The organism is Clostridium sp. CTA-19, from assembly GCF_054767855.1.
Genome location: NZ_BAAABH010000003.1, coordinates 168420 through 192403 on the forward strand (window position 1 = coordinate 168420; position 23984 = coordinate 192403).

General features: G+C 27.7%; 14 protein-coding genes. 13 read left to right on the plus strand and 1 reads right to left on the minus strand.

The genetic code is table 11. The annotated features are described in order from the left end of the window. Nucleotides 1-205: 205 nt before the first annotated feature. The 10 genes from ACYUE0_RS03045 (at nt 206) to ACYUE0_RS03090 (ending at nt 16282) form a co-directional block, all read left to right on the plus strand. Complete coding sequence (locus ACYUE0_RS03045) at nt 206-2563, plus strand: U32 family peptidase (protein ID WP_460269474.1); 2358 nt, start codon at nt 206-208, stop codon at nt 2561-2563. 14 nt (nt 2564-2577) lie between these two features. Next, nucleotides 2578-4944 (plus strand): endonuclease MutS2, encoded by a 2367-nt coding sequence (locus ACYUE0_RS03050; RefSeq protein WP_460269458.1) that lies wholly within the window; start codon nt 2578-2580, stop codon nt 4942-4944. Between the two features lie 649 nt (nt 4945-5593). Beyond that, nucleotides 5594-6070 (plus strand): 2-thiouracil desulfurase family protein, encoded by a 477-nt coding sequence (locus tag ACYUE0_RS03055; RefSeq protein ID WP_460269459.1) that lies wholly within the window; start codon nt 5594-5596, stop codon nt 6068-6070. A 49-nt stretch (nt 6071-6119) separates the two neighbouring features. After that, nucleotides 6120-7133, plus strand: a complete 1014-nt coding sequence (locus ACYUE0_RS03060) for an alpha-hydroxy-acid oxidizing protein (RefSeq protein ID WP_460269460.1) — start codon at nt 6120-6122, stop codon at nt 7131-7133. Nucleotides 7134-8066: 933 nt separating this feature from the next. Continuing rightward, nucleotides 8067-8963 (plus strand): phosphate butyryltransferase, encoded by an 897-nt coding sequence (locus tag ACYUE0_RS03065; protein ID WP_061993900.1) that lies wholly within the window; start codon nt 8067-8069, stop codon nt 8961-8963. An 85-nt stretch (nt 8964-9048) separates the two neighbouring features. Next, entirely contained in the window at nt 9049-10815 is a 1767-nt protein-coding gene (gene iorA, locus ACYUE0_RS03070; protein WP_061993901.1) for an indolepyruvate ferredoxin oxidoreductase subunit alpha, read from the plus strand. 1 nt (nt 10816) lies between these two features. Next, nucleotides 10817-11392 carry an indolepyruvate oxidoreductase subunit beta gene (locus tag ACYUE0_RS03075; RefSeq protein WP_061993902.1) on the plus strand — a complete coding sequence of 192 codons (576 nt, stop codon included), beginning with the start codon at nt 10817-10819 and terminating at the stop codon, nt 11390-11392. Between the two features lie 352 nt (nt 11393-11744). Further along, nucleotides 11745-12590, plus strand: a complete 846-nt coding sequence (locus tag ACYUE0_RS03080) for a hypothetical protein (protein WP_460269461.1) — start codon at nt 11745-11747, stop codon at nt 12588-12590. A gap of 230 nt (nt 12591-12820) precedes the next feature. Continuing rightward, the gene (locus tag ACYUE0_RS03085) at nt 12821-14269 is read left to right on the plus strand and encodes a lipopolysaccharide biosynthesis protein (RefSeq protein WP_199869215.1); all 1449 of its coding nucleotides are present in this window, start codon (nt 12821-12823) and stop codon (nt 14267-14269) included. Between the two features lie 210 nt (nt 14270-14479). Then, nucleotides 14480-16282, plus strand: a complete 1803-nt coding sequence (locus tag ACYUE0_RS03090) for a cell wall-binding repeat-containing protein (protein WP_460269462.1) — start codon at nt 14480-14482, stop codon at nt 16280-16282. 116 nt (nt 16283-16398) lie between these two features. Here ACYUE0_RS03090 and ACYUE0_RS03095 read toward each other — a convergent pair whose 3' ends face one another. Continuing rightward, complete coding sequence (locus ACYUE0_RS03095; protein WP_061993906.1) at nt 16399-17889, minus strand: aminotransferase class I/II-fold pyridoxal phosphate-dependent enzyme; 1491 nt, start codon at nt 17887-17889, stop codon at nt 16399-16401. A 1267-nt stretch (nt 17890-19156) separates the two neighbouring features. On the opposite strand from ACYUE0_RS03095, the gene ACYUE0_RS03100 reads away from it, so the two are divergent. From ACYUE0_RS03100 to ACYUE0_RS03110, 3 genes are all read left to right on the plus strand, one after another. Then, the gene (locus tag ACYUE0_RS03100) at nt 19157-20224 is read left to right on the plus strand and encodes a tetratricopeptide repeat protein (RefSeq protein WP_460269463.1); all 1068 of its coding nucleotides are present in this window, start codon (nt 19157-19159) and stop codon (nt 20222-20224) included. Between the two features lie 324 nt (nt 20225-20548). Then, the gene (locus ACYUE0_RS03105; protein WP_061993908.1) at nt 20549-22390 is read left to right on the plus strand and encodes a polysaccharide biosynthesis protein; all 1842 of its coding nucleotides are present in this window, start codon (nt 20549-20551) and stop codon (nt 22388-22390) included. A gap of 267 nt (nt 22391-22657) precedes the next feature. Continuing rightward, entirely contained in the window at nt 22658-23977 is a 1320-nt protein-coding gene (locus ACYUE0_RS03110; RefSeq protein WP_460269464.1) for a nucleotide sugar dehydrogenase, read from the plus strand. The last annotated feature ends 7 nt before the right edge of the window (nt 23978-23984 follow it).

Consider the following 23984-nt stretch of genomic DNA (forward strand, 5'->3'; position numbering starts at 1 on the left):
TAAGATAGGTGTTTAATTCTTCACTTGATAAAAGTATAAGTTAAAATCCTAACTTAGGACCCTATATAAATTATTGTTGGATTTATATTATTACAATTGGTATAATTGTATAAGGCATTGTAAAAGATTTATAATAAAAGGTAATGGAAATAGTTTTTAAGATATCAAGTTCAAAACTAAAGGCTCAAAATAGGAGTGAGAAATGATGAAAAAAGTGGAGTTACTAGCACCAAGTGGAAGTATGGAAAGCTTGTACGCAGCAGTGCTTTCAGGGTGTGATGCAATATATATGGGCGGAAGTAAATTTTCTGCTAGAGCATATGCAAATAATTTTGATGATGAAGATTTAAAGAATGCAGTAGATTATTGCCATATTTATGGAGTAAAAGTATATATTGCAGTTAATACATTAATAAAAGAAGAAGAATATAATGAGGCAATAGAATATATAAGATTTTTATATAAAATAGGTGTTGATGCGCTGATAATTCAAGATTTGGGACTATTTTATGGATGTAAAAAGTTATTTCCAGATTTTGAGTTGCATGCATCTACTCAAATGACAGTACATAATGGCGATGGTGCACTATTTTTAAACAAATTAGGATTTCAAAGGATAGTTTTATCTAGAGAGTTGTCGCTAAAAGAGGTAGAATACATATCTAAAGATTTAGGCATTGAAACGGAAATATTTGTTCATGGAGCTTTATGTGTTAGCTATTCAGGACAATGTCTTATGAGTAGCATAATTGGCGGTAGAAGTGGAAATCGTGGTAGATGTGCTCAACCTTGTAGGCTTCCATATACTTTAATAAATAAGAAAAATGGATTAAATAAGGCAGGATATTTATTATCTCCAAAGGATATATGTACCTATGATGAAATAAAAAAAATAATAGATAGTGGGACTTCTTCTTTAAAAATAGAAGGTAGGATGAAAAGACCAGAGTATGTTGCTGGTGTAGTTGGAAGTTATAAAAAGGCTATAGATAGCTATTATAATAATAAACCTATTGATGTTAAAAATGAATATAAAAAGCTTACTCAATTATTTAATAGAGAAGGATTTTCAAAGGCTTATATGTTTGGAAATGTTGGAAAAGACATGATGGCATATAATTGTCCTAAAAATAGTGGCATATACCTTGGTAAAGTTCAAAAGGACTTAACGATAACATTAGAAGAAGATATACATTTAAAAGACGGCATTAGAATTAAGGATGATGGATTTGCCGTGTCTGGAATAAAGCTAAACAAAAATGATGTTGAATATGCTAAAAAAGGAGAAAAAGTTACGTTAAAGCCAACTAAATATAAATCTGGAGATGTCCTTTATAAAGCAGGAGATATAACTTTATTAGAAGAACTTTCTAGCATATATGAAAATCTGTATGCTAAAAAATTACCAATAGATTTACAAATTGAGTTTAAGGTTGGATATTCTTTGAAATTAATTGGTAAATTTGAAGAAAATGAATTTGAAGTAAGTGGAGATATAGTACAAAAGGCTTTAAAAAGACCACTTGATAAAGAAGGATTATTAAAACCTTTAAATAAATTAGGGGATACTCCCTTTGAGTTAAACAAAATAGAGTTTTTAGACTTTGAAGAAGGGTTTATGGCAGTATCCTCAATAAATGCTATTCGTAGAGAACTTACAGACAAAATAATAAATTTCCTAATATTAAAGTATAGAAGAGAAGATAAAGTTAAAAAAGATATTAGTTATATTTCAAAGAAACCTAAAGAAAAAGCTGATCTTCCAGAATTTATGGTGGTGGTAAGTAATATAGAACAACTTAATGCGGCGGTAGATATTGGCGTTAAGGATATAGCACTGGACTGTTTCTTTAAGGGCAGTAAAATACGAATAGAAGAAGTTACAAATATTGAGGGAGTGAATGTGTATATAAAAACTCCTAATATAATTAAAGAAGAATTAGAAGGAATTTGTGGCTTAATAGAGAAACACATAAGTGGAATAAAAGGTATAGTTACTTCAAATTTAGCTATAATAGCTAGATTTTATAGTAGGATTAATATAATAGGTGATTATAAGCTAAATATATTTAATAGTTATAGTTCACAGTTTTATAGTGAATATTTAGATGGTGCAGTTATGAGTGTTGAACTAAATAACAAAGAGTTAAATAATTTAGCAAAAAAATCAACGTTAAAACCTCAAGTGATTGTTTATGGAAAGTATGAGCTTATGGTTAGTGAGTATTGTCCAATAGGTAGTTTGTTTGGAGGAAAGAGCAGCAAATCTTCATGTTCTGAAAAATGCTTTGAAGGAGATTATGTGTTAAAAGATAGAAAAGGTGAGGAATTTAAAGTTTTAACGGATAAATACTGTAGAAGCCATATTTATAATAATGTACCATTAAACCTAATCCCTAATATGAAGGAATATAGAAGAAATAATATAAATTCATTTAGAGTAGATTTGATAGATGAAGATTATAACAAATCTAAAGAAATAATAAAAATGGCTATGGAAGAGAAATTTGAAGGTGATTATAAAAGGTATACAAGAGGTCATTATAAAAGAGGAGTAGAATAAAGTAGGTGATATAAATGCAAGAAAAAACTTTAAGAGTATTAGAATATAATAAGATAAAAGAACAATTAAAAAAATATACAAAGACTACTGCAGCAAGAGAACTTATAGATAAGTTATCTCCTTATGATAATCTTTATGAGGTAAAAGAACATCTTGAGGAGACTAAAGAAGCATTTAAACTGTTAACAACAAAAGGAAATCCTCCTTTTGAAGGTATATATGATGTTAGAGAAGCAATAAATAAGGCTAAAAAAGAATCTGCATTAACTTGTGAACAGTTATTAAGAATTGCATCTATGCTTAAATGTAGTAGAAGTTTTAAAGAGTATATATCTCATAAAGAAGAAGAAGAAGGCTATAGGGTTTTAGAGGATATATGTATAGGAATAGTACCTATAAAAAAATTAGAAGATGAAATCTTTATGGCAATAGTAAGTGAAGAAGAAGTGTCAGATAGGGCTTCAGATGATCTTTATAATATTAGAAGAAAACTTAAACAAAAAAGTTCATCTGTAAAAGAAAAAGTAAATTCACTTTTAAGAGCTAATTCTAAATATCTTCAAGAAAATTTATATACTATAAGAGGCGATAGATATGTTCTTCCAGTTAGAGCAGAATATAAAGATCAAGTGCCAGGTCTTATACATGATCAAAGTGCTACTGGAGCAACTTTATTTATAGAGCCAATGAGTCTTGTAAATTTAAATAATGAGATAAGAGAGTTGTTTATAAAAGAAAAAAAAGAAGTAGAAAGAATATTACGAGTGTTATCTAAAAAGGTAACAAACAATATAGAGTTAATAGAAAATGATGCAAATATATTATGGGAATTAGATTTTATATTCGCAAAAGCTAAGTATGCTAGTGAAATAAATGGAATTTGTCCAGAAATAAATGATAAGGGAATTATTGACTTAATTGAAGTAAGACATCCATTAATTGATGCCAAAGTAGTTGTTCCTAATAGTGTATATCTAGGCAGAGAGTTTACATCTTTAGTAATTACAGGTCCTAATACTGGAGGGAAAACTGTAACTATAAAAACTGTAGGGTTAGTTCATTTAATGGCAATGAGCGGAATTTTAATTCCAGCAAGAAGTAATTCAGTAGTAAGCTTTTTCAAAAATGTTTATGCGGATATCGGTGATGAACAAAGTATAGAACAAAGTTTATCAACTTTTTCATCTCATATGACTAATATAGTTGGGATAATAGAAGAAGCAGATGAAAATTCTTTATGTTTATTTGATGAACTTGGTTCTGGAACAGATCCTACAGAAGGTGCTGCCCTTGCTGTGTCTATATTGGAGAACTTGAAAGAAAGAAGATGTAGAGTTGTTGCTACAACTCACTATAGTGAGCTAAAAGGATATGCATTAAAAACATTAGGCGTTGAAAATGGATCTGTTGAATTTAATGTAGAGACATTGAGTCCAACTTATAAACTATTAATAGGAGTTCCAGGAAAATCTAATGCTTTTGAAATTTCTAGAAGACTAGGACTTCCAGAATATATAATTAAAGATGCGAAAGAAAACATATCTACAGATAGTTTGAATTTCGAGGAACTTATTCAAAGTCTTCAAGCTAAGAGTATAAAAGCAGAGAATGATGCAAGAATAGCTGAAGCTCTAAAAAAAGATGCAGAAAAATTAAAAGAAAAATACGAAGAAAAGCTTTATAAACTTGAAAAGGCTAGAGAAAATGCACTATATTCAGCACAAAGAGAAGCTAAAAACCTTATAAAACAGGCTAAGGAAGAATCAGATACAGCTCTTAAAAATATAAGAGAAATTGAAAGACTTGGATATAGCTCTGATGCTAGAAAAAAACTTGAAGAAGAAAGAAAGAAAATAAAAGACAAACTTGAACATGCAGAATTAATAGAAACTAAAAAGCAAGAAGCCACAGGAGAAAAACTTAAAAAAGTTAATGAAGGTGACGAAGTATACCTTCCAAGATTGAATCAAAATGTTATAGTAATTTCGAAAATAGATTCAAAAGGAGAAGTTCAAGTTCAAGCTGGGATAATGAAAATAACAGTAAAATTTGAGGATTTAAGAAAATCTAAATCAATTAAACCAGATAAGGCCATAAGAAAAATGGAAAAAAGGGAAGCTAAATTAAGACTTAAAAATACTCCTACATCAGTTGATTTAAGAGGTATGGATTCAGAAGAGGCTATATACACTGTAGATAAATATTTAGATGATGTATATATAGCTGGACTTGGTGAAGTGTCTATAATTCATGGAAATGGTACAGGAATTTTAAGAAGCTCAATAAATGATTTGTTAAAAAGGCACCCACATGTAAAGTCGCATAGACTTGGAAAATATGGTGAAGGTGGAACTGGTGTTACAATTGTAGAGCTTAAATAAAAATATATTACAAAAGTTCCATTGATATATGCTATCATTGGAACTTTTATAATATAGAAATATAAGCGTAGGCGTAAAGGTTTTGGGTGAGTACTTATTTTAGTATTTTAAATTTTAAGATTACATTTGTAAAATATTTTGAAAAAAGATTTCTATAAGATATAATTAAATTATTCAAGTTATATAGGGAAATAATCATATGCGTAAAGCTAAGCCTAAAAATTCCAAAGAAACCCTAAATCAATTTTCAATGAATAGCTTATTTAAATTCTTTATTATTACATAATGTAGTAATAGCTTAAAAGAAAAATATTTTATTGGAATAAAGTGTTTTAGCTTTATGCACATGGGGTTCTAAGATGAATTTTAAATTTATGTATTTATCAGATGAGAAAACTTAAGATTAACGGCATATTAATAGTTGACAGCTTATTTTAGTTAAGAGTTAATAGTACATAGTTATGATTAATTACTAGTTGATGTACTTCTAGTAATACTGAACGTACCTTTTCTAGGACAGGCGTTGTTTAATATAGATTTTATTGCTAAACTTTTAACTTTTAAATAACTATAGTTGTGCTTATTTTTCTCCACTGATAACAAAGATTTAATGAACAAATTTAAATAAAATAACGTGGGAGTGGTAGGCATGATATTAGTTAGTGGATGCTTGTGTGGAGTAAATTGTAAATATAATGGCGGTAATAATTTAGATGAAAGAGTTTTAAAATTATTACAAGAAGGAAAAGCTATGCCTATATGTCCTGAACAACTTGGAGGACAGGCTACACCAAGGGTGGCTCATGAAATAATAGACGGTGATGGAGCGATGGTTTTAGATGGAAAGGCAAGGGTTTTGAGTCCAGATAAAAATGATGATGCTACTGAAGAATTTCTAAAAGGTGCAAATGAGGCGCTTAATATAGCAAAATCTATAGGTGCAGAGTATGCAATATTAAAAGCAAGAAGCCCATCTTGTGGTTTTGGGAAAATATATGATGGAACTTTTAGTGGCAATAAAAAAGATGGTAATGGAGTAACTGCAGAGCTTTTATATAGAAATGGTATAAAAATATTTACAGAAGAAACTTTAGAAGAGTTTTTTAGTAAAGAGAACAATAAATAGTATATTATTTTAAATTTATTATATAAATTATGGAGGGGTTGACACAAAAATGAACATGAATGATATTAGAAAAAATGCTAGAGAAAATTTAAATGGAAGTTGTAGAGTTTGTAAAAATTGCAATGGTGTGGCTTGTGCTGGTGAAGTTCCAGGAATGGGTGGAAAAGGTACTGGTGAAGCATTTAAAGCTAATTTTGATGCTTTAAATAATATAAAATTAAATATGAGAGTTATGCACGATGCAAAGGATATAGATATCTCTACAGAGTTTTTTGGGAAAAGAATGGATATACCGGTTTTTGCAGCACCAGTTACAGGTACAACTTTAAATATGGGTGGAAAATTTACTGAAGAAGAGTACATAACTTGGGTAATAGAAGGTTGTTTAGATTCGGGTATATATCCTATGGTGGGAGATACAGCAGTAGATTCATTCTTAATGACTAACCTTGAAGTGTTAAAAAAATATAATGGAAATGGAATTGTATTTATAAAACCATGGGAAAATCCTAATGTTATAGAAAAAATAAAATTAGCGGAAAAGTCAGGAGCTTTTGCAATTGGTGTAGATATAGATGCATGTGGACTAATAACATTAGCTTTACATGGAAAACCAGTTATGCCTAAAGGGATAGAAGAAATAAAGGAACTTGTAAATAGTACTAAGTTACCGTTTATATTAAAAGGAATAATGACTGTAGATGAAGCAATGCTTGCTGTAGAAGCAGGAGTAGATGCTATTGTAGTTTCCAATCATGGTGGAAGAGTTATAGACCAAACACCAGGAACTGCAGAAGTATTATCAGATATAGCTAAAGCTGTTAAAGGTAAAGTAAAAATACTTGTAGATGGTGGGGTAAGAACAGGAGTAGACGTATTAAAAATGTTAGCACTAGGTGCAGATGGAGTTCTTATAGGAAGACCATTTGTTACAGCTTCTTTTGGTGGCAGAAATGAAGGTGTAACTTGCTATGTAAACCAATTAAAAGGTGAATTAAAATCAGCAATGGTATTAACAGGATGTAAAGATATTGAAAGTATTAATGAAAGCATAATATATTAAAAATAACATATAACTTATTAAGTTAAGGGAAACAGTAAGATTAAAAAAATAATAAAATCTTGCTGTTTTTTATTACATAATATATTAAATTACACATAAATATAAATAAATTTGATAAAAATACAAAAAAAGTAAAACAAATTTACATTTTTTTGATAAAATTTAGCTGTTAAAATTGACATTGGAATTCAAGGAGGTATACTTTAATTAAGAATATTTATAATATTCTTAATTAGTTATAAAACTAAAAAAAATGTATATGTATATAATGTATTTAAAAATTTGAATTTGAAATGTACAAGCAATTGTTACATAGTAATAAAAATTCAAATTATAGTTTGTTATAAATTAAAAATGTTAAAAAACATCATAAGAGTTTCTAAGCTATAACTATAGGGAAACAAGCTCCAACTTAAATTTGTACATCAAATTTTTGTTATAAGTTAAGAAAAATAAGTACAAATATAGTTATTTATGAATTATGAATTTAGAATGAAAGTGGCAACCACTTTCTGAAAATGCTTTAAAAAAATCTATCAATATAATTTGCTTTACAAATTTATAAAAAGATACGTTGAGAATTACTAGGAACGAAGTGAGTAGTAATAACCACAACTGTTAACTATTCACTCTTAACTCTTAACTAAAATAATCTGTTAGTTATTGATAGAAATATTAATTTGAGTTTTCTCATCTGATAAATGAATAACTTTAAAACTTAACTTGGAACCCTATAAGGTTAATAAAGATAAAATAAAAAAAGGTATATAAAGGTATATAAAAGAAAATAATAGTCTAGAATTTCAAATTCTATTTTGTGAAACACAAGCATATAAGGGGAGCTTAATGAAGGAGTATCAAAAATAGATAAGAGGTTTTATCTATTATTTAATTAAATATGCCTAAAATTGCAAAGCAGTGAAGGGGGATATTATGATAACTAAATTAGAAGAAATAATTGAAAAAGCTAAAAGTGGTAAAAAGAAAACATTAGCAATTGCTGTAGCGCAAGATGAAGTAGTTTTAAAGGCAGTTTATGAAGCTGTTAGTGAAAATATAATAAATGCTGTTTTAGTTGGTGATGAAGATAAAATAATCAGTATAGCTAAAAATTTAAACATAGATTTATCTAAATTTAAAATTATAGATGAAAAAGATATAAAAAAAGCAGCAGCAAAAGCTGTTCAATTAGTAGTAAATAAGGAAGCAGATTTTATAATGAAGGGAATGCTTGGAACAGCAGACCTATTAAGGGCTGTTTTAAATAAAGAATGTGGTCTTAAAACTAACAATTTATTATCGCATGTAATGGTTTATGAAACTTCTAACTATCATAAGTTAATCTTATTAACAGATGGGGGTATGGTAACATATCCAGAGCTTAAAGATAAAGTAGGTATAATAAAAAATGCAGTTAATCTTGCTCATGTTTTAGGTATAGATTGTCCTAAAGTTGCACCAATTTGTGCAGTTGAGGTGGTGAATTCTAATATGCAAGCTACTTTAGATGCAGCAGCGTTAACTGCTATGAGTCAAAGAGGGCAACTTAAAGGTTGTATTATAGATGGGCCGTTAGGCCTTGATAATGCTATATCAAAAGAAGCTGCAAAGCATAAAGGAATAATTAGTGATGTTGCAGGGGATAGTGATATATTATTGGTTCCTAATATAGAAGCAGGAAATTTTTTAGGAAAATCTTTAACATATTTTGCAGGTGCAGAAAGTGCTGGAGTTATATTAGGTGCTAAATGTCCTGTAGTATTAGTTTCAAGAGCAGATAGTGCTCAATCTAAATTATATTCAATAGCTTTAGGAGCTACACTTGTTTAGTTAATATATAAGTTTTATTATGTTATAGTAAGTAAAAATTTTACTTTATAGTTAATATATATATTTGGGGATTTGGAGGGATATTATGAAAAAGGTAATTATGACTGGAAATGAAGCTATCGCAAGAGGAGCTTATGAAGCAGGTTGTCATATGGCGTCAGCTTATCCAGGCACACCAAGTACAGAAATATTAGAAAATTTTGCAACATATGAGGGTGTCTATGCAGAGTGGGCACCTAATGAAAAAGTTGGATTTGAGGTTGCATCAGGTGCATCAATAGGTGGTGCAAGAGTATTATGCACTATGAAACATGTTGGATTAAATGTTGCAGCAGATCCATTGTTTACAATGGCTTATGAAGGCGTAAATGGAGGATTTGTAGTAGTAACAGCAGATGATCCAGGTATGCATTCATCACAAAATGAACAGGATAATAGATATTATGCGCCTCATGCTAAAGTTGCACTTATAGAGCCATCAGACTCACAAGAGTGTATAGAATATATGAAAAAAGCTTATGAAATTAGCGAAGAGTTTGATACTTTAGTATTATTTAGAACAACCACAAGGGTTTCTCACTCAAAATCTGTGGTTACAGTAGGTGAAAGAAAAAATGTAGAAGTAAAACCCTACGAAAAAAATGTTAAAAAATATATTATGACACCAGCTAATGCTAGAGCTAAACATTATGAAGTAGAAGAAAGATTAGAAAAGCTTAGAAAATACTCAAATAATTGTGAGTTAAATAGAATTGAAATGGGAAGTACTAAAGTTGGAATAATAACAAGTGGTGTTTCTTATCAATATTGTAAGGAAGTTTTAGGTGATAATGCATCTTATTTAAAAATAGGATTAAGTTATCCATTGCCAGATGAAATGATAAAAGAATTTGCAAGTAAAGTAGAAAAATTATATGTAGTTGAAGAAAATGACCCATATATAGAAACAACAGTAAAAGCAATGGGAATAAACTGTATAGGAAAAGAAATTATACCTGTATGTGGCGAGTTAAACCCTACAATTGTAAGAAAGGCTATTTTAGGCGAAGGTTCTGTAATAAACTATAAATCAGATGTAAGACCACCATCAAGACCACCAGTATTATGTCCTGGATGTCCACATAGAGGAATTTTCTATGCAGTATCTAAATATAAGGATGTAATATCTACAAGTGATATAGGATGTTATACTCTAGGTATGAACCCTCCTTTAAACGTAGGGGATACAGTAATTTGTATGGGTGCATCTATTTCTGGTGGAATAGGTATAGAAAGAGCATCTATAGTAGGTAAAAGGGAAGGAAAAAAAGTATTTTCATTTATAGGAGATTCAACATTCTTCCATTCAGGGGTTACAGGACTTATAAACTCTGTTTATAATAATACTCCAATAGTTACTGTGATTTTAGACAATAGAATAACAGGGATGACTGGCCATCAAGAAAATCCAGGAAGTGGAAAAACACTTCAAAATGAACCAGCTCCTATGGTTGATATAGAATCATTGGTAGTATCTTGTGGTGTGAAGAAAGAAAATATTAGAGTTGTAGATCCTTATAAATTAAAAGAAACAGAAGATGCTGTTAAAGATGCCCATGATAGCAAAGAACCATTTGTAATAATAACAAAACAGCCATGTGCATTAATAAAAGAAGTTTTAAAGAAGAGAGCAAATTTAAGTTGTAAAGTAGATAGTGAAAAATGTAAAAAATGTAAGAAGTGCTTAAAGACAGGTTGTCCAGCACTTAAATTCCAAAATGGAATTGTTTCTATAGATGAATCCATGTGTAATGGTTGTGGATTATGTAAAGAAGTTTGTCCATTTGATGCAATAGAAAAGGTTGGTGAATAATATGAAGGATGTAAAGAGTATATTATTTATAGGTGTTGGGGGACAAGGTACAATACTTGCATCTAAAATATTATCTGAAGGATTATTAAGACACGGATATGATGTTAAAATGTCAGAAGTTCATGGTATGGCACAAAGAGGTGGAAGTGTTACAACTCAAGTAAGATTTGGAGAAAAAGTGTATTCTCCACTTATAGAAGAGGGCAAAGCAGATGTAGTTGTTGCTTTTGAAAAAAGTGAGGCCTTAAGGGCGTTACCATTTTTAAAAGAAGGTGGACATTTAGTAGTAAATGAATATGAAATACATCCAGTACCAGTGCTGATAGGAGAAGAGAAATACCCAGAAGACGTAATTGGTGAATTGAAAAAAAGAGTAGAAAAATTAGTAGTTCTAAATGCTGCAAATATAGCTGAAGAATTAGGAAATATAAAGGCTCAAAATGTAGTTCTTTTAGGAGCATTATTAAAAGCATTAGACTTAAGAGAGATAGATTGGGAAGAGGTAGTTTCAACACTAGTACCAAAAAAAGCTGTAGAATTAAATAAAAAAGCTTTAAAATTAGGTATGGAAGCATAATGTAATTAAGAGCTATTTCAAAATAATGATAAAATTTTATTTTGAAATAGCTCTAATTTTATTTCTAAAATCATATGGAATTATAGGAATTTTTAAAAAATTTGATATAATGTATTTATACTTTAAAATAAATAGTTTTTAATAAGTAAGAAATTTTTAAATACTATAGGGTTCCAATCATAGGCGTAAAGCTAAGCCTAAAAATTCCCAAATTATAGTGTTAAAAAGTAATAATGAAAAAATTTAAAATGCTAATCTGTGAAATTTTCAATGAATAGCTTATTTAACTATAGTAACAATATTTAAAGGCATATAACTTAGTGAATTTGGGTGAACAAGGGAGGAATATTTTATGAAACTGTATGATAAGCCATCAAAAGAATTAATGGACAAACTGTTGCCATATAAAAAATCAATAGAAAATATAGAAATATCTAAACCTATAAGTCATAATAAAAAGCTTTACAGAGAAGTAATATTTGTAAAAAAATTTACTAAAAATTTAAGTGTAGAACCTGAAAATTATATGTATATAGATGAGGATGATAATATTGTAGAAGATAAGATTCTATGTGAAAGGTTAGCTAGAATTTTTTATTATATGGATATATATTTAAATGAAGAAAAGGGAAGTATACTAGCTGCACTTCAGGATGAAGCAGATATAAATAAAGATAAAAATGATTATGAAAGTGTTCTAGAAGGGTTAGAAATTATAAAAAAAGGTCATCCTGAAAACATTGATAAAGTAACGTATGTAATAGAAAGGTTGCCTTTACTTAGGGTGAAAACTAACGAGAAATTAAAAAAATTAAAAGAAATAATAGAAGAAGAAAAGGAAAAGAATGAATATTTTAATGAAAGAATGATTGAAGTATTACATCCATATTATAGACAGGTTATGGAAGTGAATTATGAAAAAATATTACTTATTGGAAAAGGTAAGGATTACTATTCTGATATTAAAAATAAGGCAGATAAGAAAAGAAGAGTAAATAGAATTTTATTTAATACAAGACATAATGAAAAACTTATAAGAACAAATTATTTATTAGGTTATTATAATAATTTACTTAAATCATATGGCAACGTTCTAAGTATGAATTACAATCAATATATGAGGACTTTAGATAATGCTGGTATGAAAATGGCAGCTAATAAAATGTATTTATTAAGAAATAATGTAATGAAAAAGTAAAAATCATATTAATAAGTATAAAGTGAAATACTTATAAACTCCTATAATTTTTTATAGGAGTTTAAACTGAGATCTTAGTTTATAACTTTATCAAATGAGAATTTTAATGGATGATTATAGATTAAACAGAGTAAACAGACTGTTTAGTTTATAATAGTATTATTGACATATTAATTTATCCATATATAATTTAAGTTATGTTTAATTTAATTTTGAAGAAGGTATAAAATATGAGTAATAAGAGTTTATTAAATAAGTTTTTATCCTTTTCCGTAGGAAGTTGGATAACTTTTTTGATTGGAATAATTAGTACACCAATTATAACAAGAATGTTTTCGCCAGTACAATTTGGTATATATTCTCAGTTTGAATTGTATTCTAGTTTAGTTATGATTATATTAGTATTTGGTATAGATCAAGCTTTTGTAAGATTTTTTTATGCTGAAAAAGAAGAAAATAGAAAGCTATTATTATTAAGATGTGTAAAAATTCCAGCTATAATAAATATATTGTTAATAATTTTAGCCATTATATTTAGAGAGTACGTATCTAAATTCATATTTGGAAGTTATAATTTAATATTTTTAATAATTATTATAGTTCATGTAAGCTTTTTATTAATTAATAGGTTTGCATTATTAGTTGTTAGAATGCAACAAAAATCTAAAACATATTCATTATTAATTGTTATGAATAAAGTGTTTTATTTATTTATGATATTTATTGCAGGATACTATCTTAAAGATAATTATATGGCTTTAGTTTTAGCACTATTATTTTCTAATGTTGCAGTTACTATAATGGCTATAATATGTGAAAGAGAGTATTGGAATATATTTAATATAAAAGATGGTGAAATGAACCTACAAACTGATACGAAAGAAATTTTAGTATATGGTGCACCATTGGTTATAACAGCGGCTATACATTATATTTTCCAATCAGCTGATAGAATTGCAATACAAAGTTTTTGGGGGGCAGAGGAACTAGGGATATATAGTTCGGCAGCAAAGGTTGTTGCATTACTTACTATACTACAGGGCTGTTTTACTACGTTTTGGGTACCAGTAGCTTTTGAAAGATATGAGAAAAACCCAGAGGATGTAGAATTTTTTGAAAAGGCAAGTTTAATTGTAACTATTGCTATGTTTTTTTGCACTATTGGATTAATTTTATTTAGAGACATAATTATTTTATTTTTAGGTTCTGAATATAGAACTGCTGCGTATATAATACCATTTTTAAGTTTTATGCCAATAATGTACACAGTTTCAGAGACTACTGTTTTAGGAATTAATTTTAAAAAGAAGCAAAGAAAGCATATATACATATCTGTAGTTTCATGCGTTGTGAATATAATAGGAAATTTTATATTAGTTCCTAAATTAGGAGCTGTAGGTGCAGGAATTTCTACAGGATTGTCTTATATAGTGTTTTTTTCAATAAGAACATATATAGGACTTAGATATTACAAAGTAAATTATCATCTTAAAAGATTCTATATAATGACTTTTGCATTGTGTATATACACATTTTATGCTACATTTTTCAAATTTGGGTATTTATATATTTTATTAGGTATTTTAGAATTATTATTACTATATATTCTTTATAGAAAATATATTAATGCACTGATTAATATGTGTAGGGATTTATATAAAAAGAAAATAAAAAGATAAAATAAAACCTATTAAAATCAAATTTTATAAAATTTATTTTAGTAGGTTTTGTTTTTATTTTGTAACACAAAAATAAATAAAAAGAATAAAATATATTGTGTAAAAAAATAAACTTAATTGAGTTTATTCTTAGTTAAAGAATAAATGAGAAAATTATAAATTAATAAATATATTTTTGCTATGGTTAAAGTATTATTTGGGGGAGATGTAATGAATAAAAAATATAGAAATACAAGAACGATAAACTTAAGAAGAAAGAAAAGGGAAAAAAGGAAAAAAAGGAAAAAGATATGTGCTACCATAATAGCAATGATTTTAATTGTATCTTTAGGTATGATATCTAAACAAATATATGTAAAAAATCATAGCTGTAAAGTTTTAGTTAACAATGAACAAACTGTTGAGGAGATTGAACAAGCAACTGAAAACTTGAAGGGAAAAACTATAAGATTAAAAGGTAGTGATATATATAATAAATATATAGAAATGAGTAAATCCCTAAAAAGTAAAAATATTGTTTTGGTAAATGAAAATAATATGCTAGAAAAGTTATTAGCTATGCCATTAGCTAGTTATAAAAATGCATCAGTGTTAGTTATTGATAATGATAATATACCAGATGATGTTAAAAATGAAGTGAGTAGGATAAATCCTGAAGAAGTATATATAGTAGGAAATGACACAAGTATATCTAAAACTGTTGAAAGTCAGATTGATTCAAATAAGAAAATAAAAAGGATATGCGGAAAAGATATATGTCAGTTAAGCAAAAATATAGCAAAAGAGATGAGTGGATATAATACTGTTTTTGTAGCATCAGAACAGGATAAGGATAAAAATACACTAATAGCATCAGTAGCATCAAAATTGAAAGCCCCTATTTTATTTTCAACAAAAGAAGATGTAAAAAATAACAAATTCATAACTAAAGTTGAAAAAGAAAATAGATATATTTTAAATGAAGGATTATTTTTTAAAGAAAAATTCAATGATGAATCTTTAATAGATATTAAAGATTTCAATAATTCTAGTATAAAAATAAATAATAAGTTTTTTACAAAGTCTAATTCCATTATAATTTTAGATTCAAAAGAACAAGAAGATATATTAGCATCTTCAATGCTAAAAAGACCAATAGTTTTCTATAAAGATAATATTACAGAAGATGAAAAAAGCTATTTAAAAAATAGTGATTTTAGAAATATATATTTTGAATCAAAAATACCTAACGAATTTCTAGAAAAGGCTTTAAATATAAAAAATAATTTAGAACATGGAGAACTTAAGTTTAATAAACCTAAAGCAGCATTTTTCTTTAGCCATCAAGATGATGTAATACTATTTGCTCATTCAGCAATAATGAATGCAGTAAAAGAGTTGGGACCAGAAAATGTTAAAGTTGTTCTTATAAACAGAGGAAATGGATCTTTTGTTTATAAAAGAATAAAATCAGGAAAATTAAGTCCTAAAATACCATCAACCATGACATTGGAAGAATTCGCAAAGGCAAGAACAAATGAATTTGACAAAGAACTAGATGCCTATGGAATACCTGATGAAAATAGAACATATTTAGACATACCAGATAGTAGTACTAAAGAACATATAGATGAATTAAGAACGGATATAAGAGAGTTTATAAGTGATGGACAGGATTATCAATTCTTTACTTTTAGCTATTTTAAGGAGCCACAAAGTGATCATTCAGCATTAGGCAGAGTATTTAGAGAGCTTTATGATAATCAAGAAATAGATAATGTATATTTTGTAAATAAACCTAAGGCTTATGAGGCATTAGATAAAGATGTTAAGTTTAGTACCAATATAAAGACAGATGAAGATATGCAAACTGTTAGAAATGCAATGAACTCATATGCTGTTTATGAACCAGAAAATGGATTATATGGTATAGGGATAATATCAGTTAGGGATATGTTTGAAACTTTAGAATATAATCTACAAAATGGTGGATATATATATGGAACTATACCAGGACAAAAGGATAGTAATTAACAAGGCATAATCAAATAAATAATAGATCAGTATTCTCGCATATTTGGTCTATTATTTATTTCCATATGACTAATATAAAAAAAAGCTCTAGAATTATTAAAATTCTAGAGCTTTTTTTAATTTACGTCTATATAAACAGCATCTTCTTCTTTAACTACTTTTATATATTCAACATTAGGGTCTTCAGTCCCTTGAACATAAAGACCGGTGTCTTTTAGTTTTTGAACATAATTTATTATTTCTTGTGTAATTTTTTCACCAGGACAAAGTACTGGTATTCCAGGAGGATAAGCCATTAAAAATTCGCCGCTTATCATTCCAACACTATCAGAAATTTTAACAGGTGTATTAACACTATTAAATGCTTCACTTGGTATTTGCATTTGCTCTGGAATTGGTGGTATATCTATAAAATCAGCTTTTTTAGCACCTTTTCCGTAATATTCATCACTTATTTCTCTTAATGCAATAAGTAATCTTTCCATGCCATCTTTTGTATCACCAAAGGAACCTACAATAAGAATATTATATAAGTCTGAAAGCTCCATTTGAATATGATACTTATTTGATAAAATCATATCTAAATCATATCCAGTTATACCTAAATCTCTACAAGTTATAGTTATTTTAGTAGGATCGAAAGCATAAGCACCTGATTTCCCAAGTATTTCTTCGCCAAAACAATAAAAACCAGGAATTTTATTTATTTCTTCACGAACATAATTTGAAAGTTCTATTGTTTTATCTAAAAGTTCTTTTCCTTCCAAAGCAATTTGCTTTCTAGCAGTGTCTAGAGAAGCCATAAGGATATAAGATGGTGATGTTGTATGCATTAAATTTATAACTTGTCTAACTCTTCCAATGTTTATTCTTTTAGAACGAACTTGAAGTAAAGATCCTTGAGTTAAAGCTCCAATAATTTTATGAGTACTTTGGGCGCATATATCAGCACCAGCCTCCATAGCAGACATTGGAAGTTTTTCATTGAAGTTTAGATGAGGTCCATGTGCTTCATCTACTATCAATGGTATATCATATGAATGCACAATATCTGCAATTTTATTTATATCTGTAGCAACACCATAATAGGTTGGATTAATAATTAAAACAGCTTTAGCATCTGGATGTTCTTTTAAAGTACTTTCTACAGTTTCAGGAGAAACACCATGAGCTATACCAAGTCTTTTATCTAGCTCAGGTTGCATATAAACAGGTATTGCACCAGCTAAAATAATTCCTCCAGTTATAGATTTATGTACATTTCTAGGGATTATAATCTTATCTCCAGCACCTACAACAGAAAGTATCATTGCTTGGATAGCCCCAGATGTACCATGTACTGAGAAAAAGCAAGAATCTGAACCATAAGCATCAGCTGCAAGTTCTTGAGCTTTTTTTATAGGACCTGTTGGATGGTGATAACTATCAACAAGTTTAAAAACAGTAACATCAATTTTAAAAGGATTTTCACCCATAAAATCCTTGAATTCTTTATAGGCACCAATGCCTTTTTTATGTCCAGGAACATGGAATGGTAGAGTATCTCTATTAACATATTCCATTAGGGCGTCAAATAGCGGTGTTTCATGTTGATTTAACTTATACAATCTAATCCCCTCTTTCTCTATAAATAAAGCATCTCAATGCTTGTTAAGCGTAGAAATATAATTTTTACAATGAATATATAAAACATGTTTTTGCAAAAACATGTTGTACTGCTACTCAAAATATGGACAAGGATACCCATATTGAGATTATTCCTTATTCAACGTATTCCATTTTGCATAAGCTACTTTGGTTGATACAGCACTTCAAAGGTGTAAATTCCCATCTAGACAACGATACATACCTATAAAATCTTTTTTAATATGATTATTTATAGGCTTGTAGCATTCCATCTCCTTTTTATTTACCAATAAGCATTATCAAGATTCTACTCTATAGTTACAACAGTACTTTCGCTCTGTTAATATTTGTTTTTCGCTTATTCCGTAACCTTTTTCGATGAAAAGATAAAAGTATTTTATAGTCATGATGGACTTTACGTATATTTAATTACTTTTTTCAATAAATTTAGCAACTATTTATTGTTCCTTAATTTAAAACAAATTAATTATAAGATAATAAAATTGTAAATGCAATAGATTTTACTTTAATATAAAATTCCAAATTTATCTTGTGATTTATATAGGATTCCAAGTTTACTTTTAAAATTATCCATTCCAAAACTTGGATACCCTAAATAGTGAGACATGCTCTGAATCACTTGGAACTCAACACTATATTTTGTATAAAAATATTTTAAAGTTATTGAATAAATTTAATCTTGTTTCCCTATAGTCATATATACACATATAAATTTAAAATTTAACTTATACATTAAGACTTTGAATCCAACTAAAAAATAGCAATAACTATTCATTAATATATTGTTTAGGTTAATTTTAAAATTTTTTCTTTATTAGAGTATTAAGATATTAGTTTACAACTTTATATAATATTCATTAATATATATTTTGCAATATATATTATTTTATTAGGTATATTTTAATATTGTATGATATAATTCCCTATAAATGAATTTTAGTTGTATTTATTAATATTTTTATTTCAACATACTATGTTGTATAATATTTAAAAGGAATTGTAAAGTTTTAGATTTAAGTAAATATAATAAAAATATTTTATGAAAATTATATTTTGTATAATATTGTTTTCATATGGTAATATACTTAAATGAAATATTTTTAAATAACAACTTAAATAATGTAGATTTAGATTTTATAATTTAAAAAATCGTATTATTAAACTTAGTTTACAGTAAATTGAGTTTTTAATACATTAATTTAAACATTTAGATTAGGATGGTGAACTATGAATAATATAGAAAGTCATTTTTTAAACAAATTGTCAAAAATTTTATTTTTGGAAATAAAAGAGGGAACTAAATTTAATTCTTATGAATTTAAGGAAAATGTTTATTTACCAGTAAGAAGTGAAGATGTAGTTGGAAAGGCAAAAGATGGAGATGATTTAAAAAACATTCCAGTAACATTATTTTTAGAAGGAATATTTTTTGTTCTAGGCTGTGATAAAAAATTTAAGTTTAATGAAGTATACAAAGAAATAATAAGGGATATAGATGGTAGCGTGAAATTTATTAAAGGTATCATATTTAATAATGTAAAAAATGAAAAATATGAGGATGCATATATATTATTGAAGGGGCTTTTAGAAACAGAAAAAGCAAAAGAAAACTATAATAAAGCGCTATTATTAGTGGATGGATTAAGAAATAAAAATACTAAATATAAAGAAGAAGAACTATTATTGATAGAAGAATGTAAAAAAATAGATGATTTCAGCACGCCATATTTTTATGAAGCAATACTAAAAAAAGAAGATAAAGATTTAGAAGGTGCATTATTTGCTATAAATCAGTATATTTCTTTAGGCGGAGAACAAACAAATGATGTTTTAGAGTTTAAAAATTCCCTTGAAATAATAGGGAAATATGAAGATGGTAAAGAGTTAGTCTATGAAGATCCTAAGGCAGCTTTAGAAATATTGTTACCCTTAATAGACCAATTAGGCAATACAGTAGAAATTTATTATTATGTTGCTATTGCATATAGAGTTTTAGAGAATAATGAAAAAGCTATATATTATTTAAATGAAGCTCAAGCAATAAATAGTGACGATGTAGCTGTAGTTAATGAATTAGGAATAAATCTTGCATGTATCGGTGATTATCAAAATGCAATAAGATATTTTAGAGCAGCATTTGAAGTTACAAAAGAAGTAGATATATGTACTAATTTAATTATGTGTTATTTAAACTTAGGGGACATGGAGCAGGCTAAAGTTCATTTAGAGTTGGCAGAAAAAATTAATCCAGAAGATGAAGTATTAAAGGAAATAAAAAAGTTAAATCTTAATTAATCTTCAAATGTAAAATGTAAAAAAATGTTTTAATTAACAAAGAAAAAATCAAATTTAAATAGAATGGATTTTATATAAATGCTAAAATTATAATGAAAAATGACAATAACAATGGTAAAATGGCATTAAAAGGTTAAAAAAGCAGTTGATTTATTGCAAAAATGTTGTAAAATTATAAAGGGATTTGAACAATTGATATAATAACAGTTTTTTATGAATTTTTATTAATTAAGAATAAGATTATTTATAGAATAAGAATCCTTTAAATAAAATGATATGAATAAAATTTGTATTAAACAATATAAAGGCTTAGGAAGTGAAATTATGAAAAATGACAAAAGAATAATGATATTAGATATTTTGTTCGTAATATTATCATTGTATATAGCCTTAGTTTTAAGATTTGATTTTAATATTACAAAAAACTATCAGTTATTTTTTAAGGTCTCTATAATACCACTTATTATTTTCACATTATTTTTCAATAAAATATTTAAGTTGTATGATAATATATGGAAATATGCATCTATTGATGAATTGTTTTCTATAGTATATTCTGTTAGTTTAACAAATATAGTGTTTGTGATTTATAGCTACTATATAAGTTATACATTTTTAAGAAGTCCATATTATAGATTTCCTATGAATGTTCATATAATTTTTTGGGTGTTAAGTGTTTTAAGCTTAGGCGGTCTTAGATTTATACTAAGATTATTAAGTAATAAAGAAACACCAAAAGGAATTTGTGGAAAAAAAGTTAATACTCTTTTAATTGGCGCAGGTGATGCTGGAGCTTTAATTATAAAAGAGGTAAAAAAACATTCGGATTTGAGCTACAATATAGTTGGAATTATAGATGACAATGAGAATAAAAAAGGAAAGCGTATTAATGGAATAAAAGTATTAGGTGGAAGAAAGTCTATAGTAAAAGCTTGCAATGATTATAAAGTTGAAGAAATAATTTTAGCAATGCCATCAGTAGAATTACATGATAAAAAGGAAATATTAAACATATGCAAAGAAACTAAATGCAAATTAAAAACAGTTCCAGGTGTATATGAACTTATGAATGATAATTTTAGCATGGGACAACTTAGAGATGTAAATATAGAGGATCTTTTAGGCAGAGAACAAATTAAGTTGGATAATGAAAATGTTGATAAGTATATAAAAGACAGAGTAGTATTAGTAACTGGTGGAGGTGGATCCATAGGTTCTGAGTTATGTAGACAAATAGTAAAGTTTAAACCAAGATTATTAGTAATACTTGATATTTATGAAAATAATGCATATGACTTAGAAATGGAGTTGAATAGAAATCATCCACAACAAGAGAAAAAAGTTATTATAGCATCAATTAGAGATATGGAAAGATTAAGAGAAGTATTTAGTAATTATAAACCAGATGTTGTATTTCATGCAGCAGCACATAAGCATGTTCCATTAATGGAAAATAATCCAGCGGAAGCAATAAAAAATAATATTGTAGGAACATATAATCTTATGAAGTGTTGTGATGAGTTTAAGGTAAAAAGAGTTGTTCAAATAAGTACAGATAAGGCAGTAAATCCAACAAACGTTATGGGTGCAACTAAAAGATTTTGTGAACTTATAATTCAAGCGTTTGATAAAATAAGTAAAACTGAATTTGTTGCTGTAAGGTTTGGAAATGTGTTAGGTAGTAACGGATCAGTTATACCATTATTTAAAAAGCAGATAGCAAATGGAGGACCTGTTACAGTTACACATCCTGAGATAACAAGATTTTTTATGACTATACCAGAAGCTGCTCAACTTGTTATACAAGCTGGTGGAATGGCTAAAGGTGGAGAAATATTTGTATTAGATATGGGTAAACCTGTAAAAATGGCTGATTTAGCAAAGGATTTGATAAGCCTTTCAGGCTTTAAGCCAGATATAGATATTAAAATAGAGTATGTAGGATTAAGACCAGGAGAAAAACTATATGAAGAACTTTTAATGGATGAGGTTGCATTAACATCTACAGACCATAAAAAAATATTCATTGAAAAACCTATGGATGTTGATATGAAATTTATAGAAAAGTCTGTTGATGAATTTAGAGAAGTGCAAAAAATAGAAAAAGAAGATATAATATCTTTACTAGAAAAAAAAATCCCAACATATAAAAGAAAACAAAATTAATATAAAATAATTGAAATACGGTATATAAGATTAAATAGTATAGAAAAACATATAACTGATAAAACTAAATCTATAATATTTATTTATAATTTAAATCAGTAAAAATACAATTTATAGATTATATAAGATAATAGTACTAAACATTTGCTTTACCACTATGTCCAGAAATAACTTTCAATTAGTAGCATATGCAACTGATAAGTTAAAAGAGTTTTTTCAAAAGTAGTGCAAAATAGATTAGTCTAACTTGAATTAGGAGGAAGTAAAATGTCAAATAAATTAAAAGAAGAATTATTATTAAAACTAAAAAATAAAACTGCTAAATTAGGGGTAGTTGGCTTAGGTTATGTTGGATTACCATTAGCAGTAGAAAAGGCTAAAGTTGGCTACGAAGTAATCGGTTTTGATGTTCAAGATCAAAAGGTTGCAATGGTAAATGAAGGACGTAACTACATAGGAGATGTAGTTGATGACGATTTAGCTAACTTAGTTAAAGAAGGAAAATTAAAAGCTACAACAGATTTTAGTTTTGTTTCAGAAGTTGATACTGTATGTATAGCTGTACCTACACCATTAGATTTATACAAACAACCAGATTTATCATATGTTGTAAGTTCAACTAAAAGCGTAGCTAAATATTTACATAAAGGAATGTTAGTTGTTCTAGAAAGTACTACATACCCAGGAACTACAGAAGAGGTTATAAAACCTATATTAGAAGAAACTGGATTAAAATGTGGAGAAGATTTCTTCCTAGCATTCTCACCAGAAAGAGTTGATCCAGGTAATAAAGATTTCAATACTAAAAATACTCCAAAAGTTGTTGGAGGATGTACAACTTGTTGTACAGAAGTAGCTGCTCAACTATACAGAAATGTATTAGAAGGAGAGATAATGGAAGTTTCATGTCCGGCAGTTGCAGAGATGGAAAAAATACTTGAAAACACATTTAGAAATATAAATATAGCATTAGCTAATGAAATGGCTATATTATGCAAGAGAATGGGAATAGATGTTTGGGAAGTTATAGATGCAGCAAAAACAAAACCTTATGGTTTCATGGCATTCTATCCAGGTCCAGGATTAGGTGGACACTGTATACCACTAGATCCGTTCTACCTAGAATGGAAAGCAAAGGAATATGATTATCACACTCAATTAATAGAGACTTCAGGAATAATAAATGACTCTATGCCAGAGTTTGTTATTGAAAATGTTATGAATCTATTAAATGGAGATAAAAAAGCACTTAATGGTTCTAAAGTATTAGTTATGGGAGCTGCTTATAAGAAAGATATCGATGATATGAGAGAATCTCCAACACTAAAAGTAATAGAATTATTAGAGAAAAAAGGTGGAAATGTTTTAGTAAATGATCCATATATCCCATCATTTAAACATAAAGGTAAAGAATATGTATCAGTTGAGTGGGAAAAGGAAATAGAAAGTGCAGATATAGTTCTTATAACTACAGACCATACTTGTTATGATTATGAAGCAATAGTTGAAAAAGCTAACTTATTATATGATACTAGAAATGCTACTAAAAATGTTAAAAACAATAGACATAAGATAAACAAACTATAATTAATTA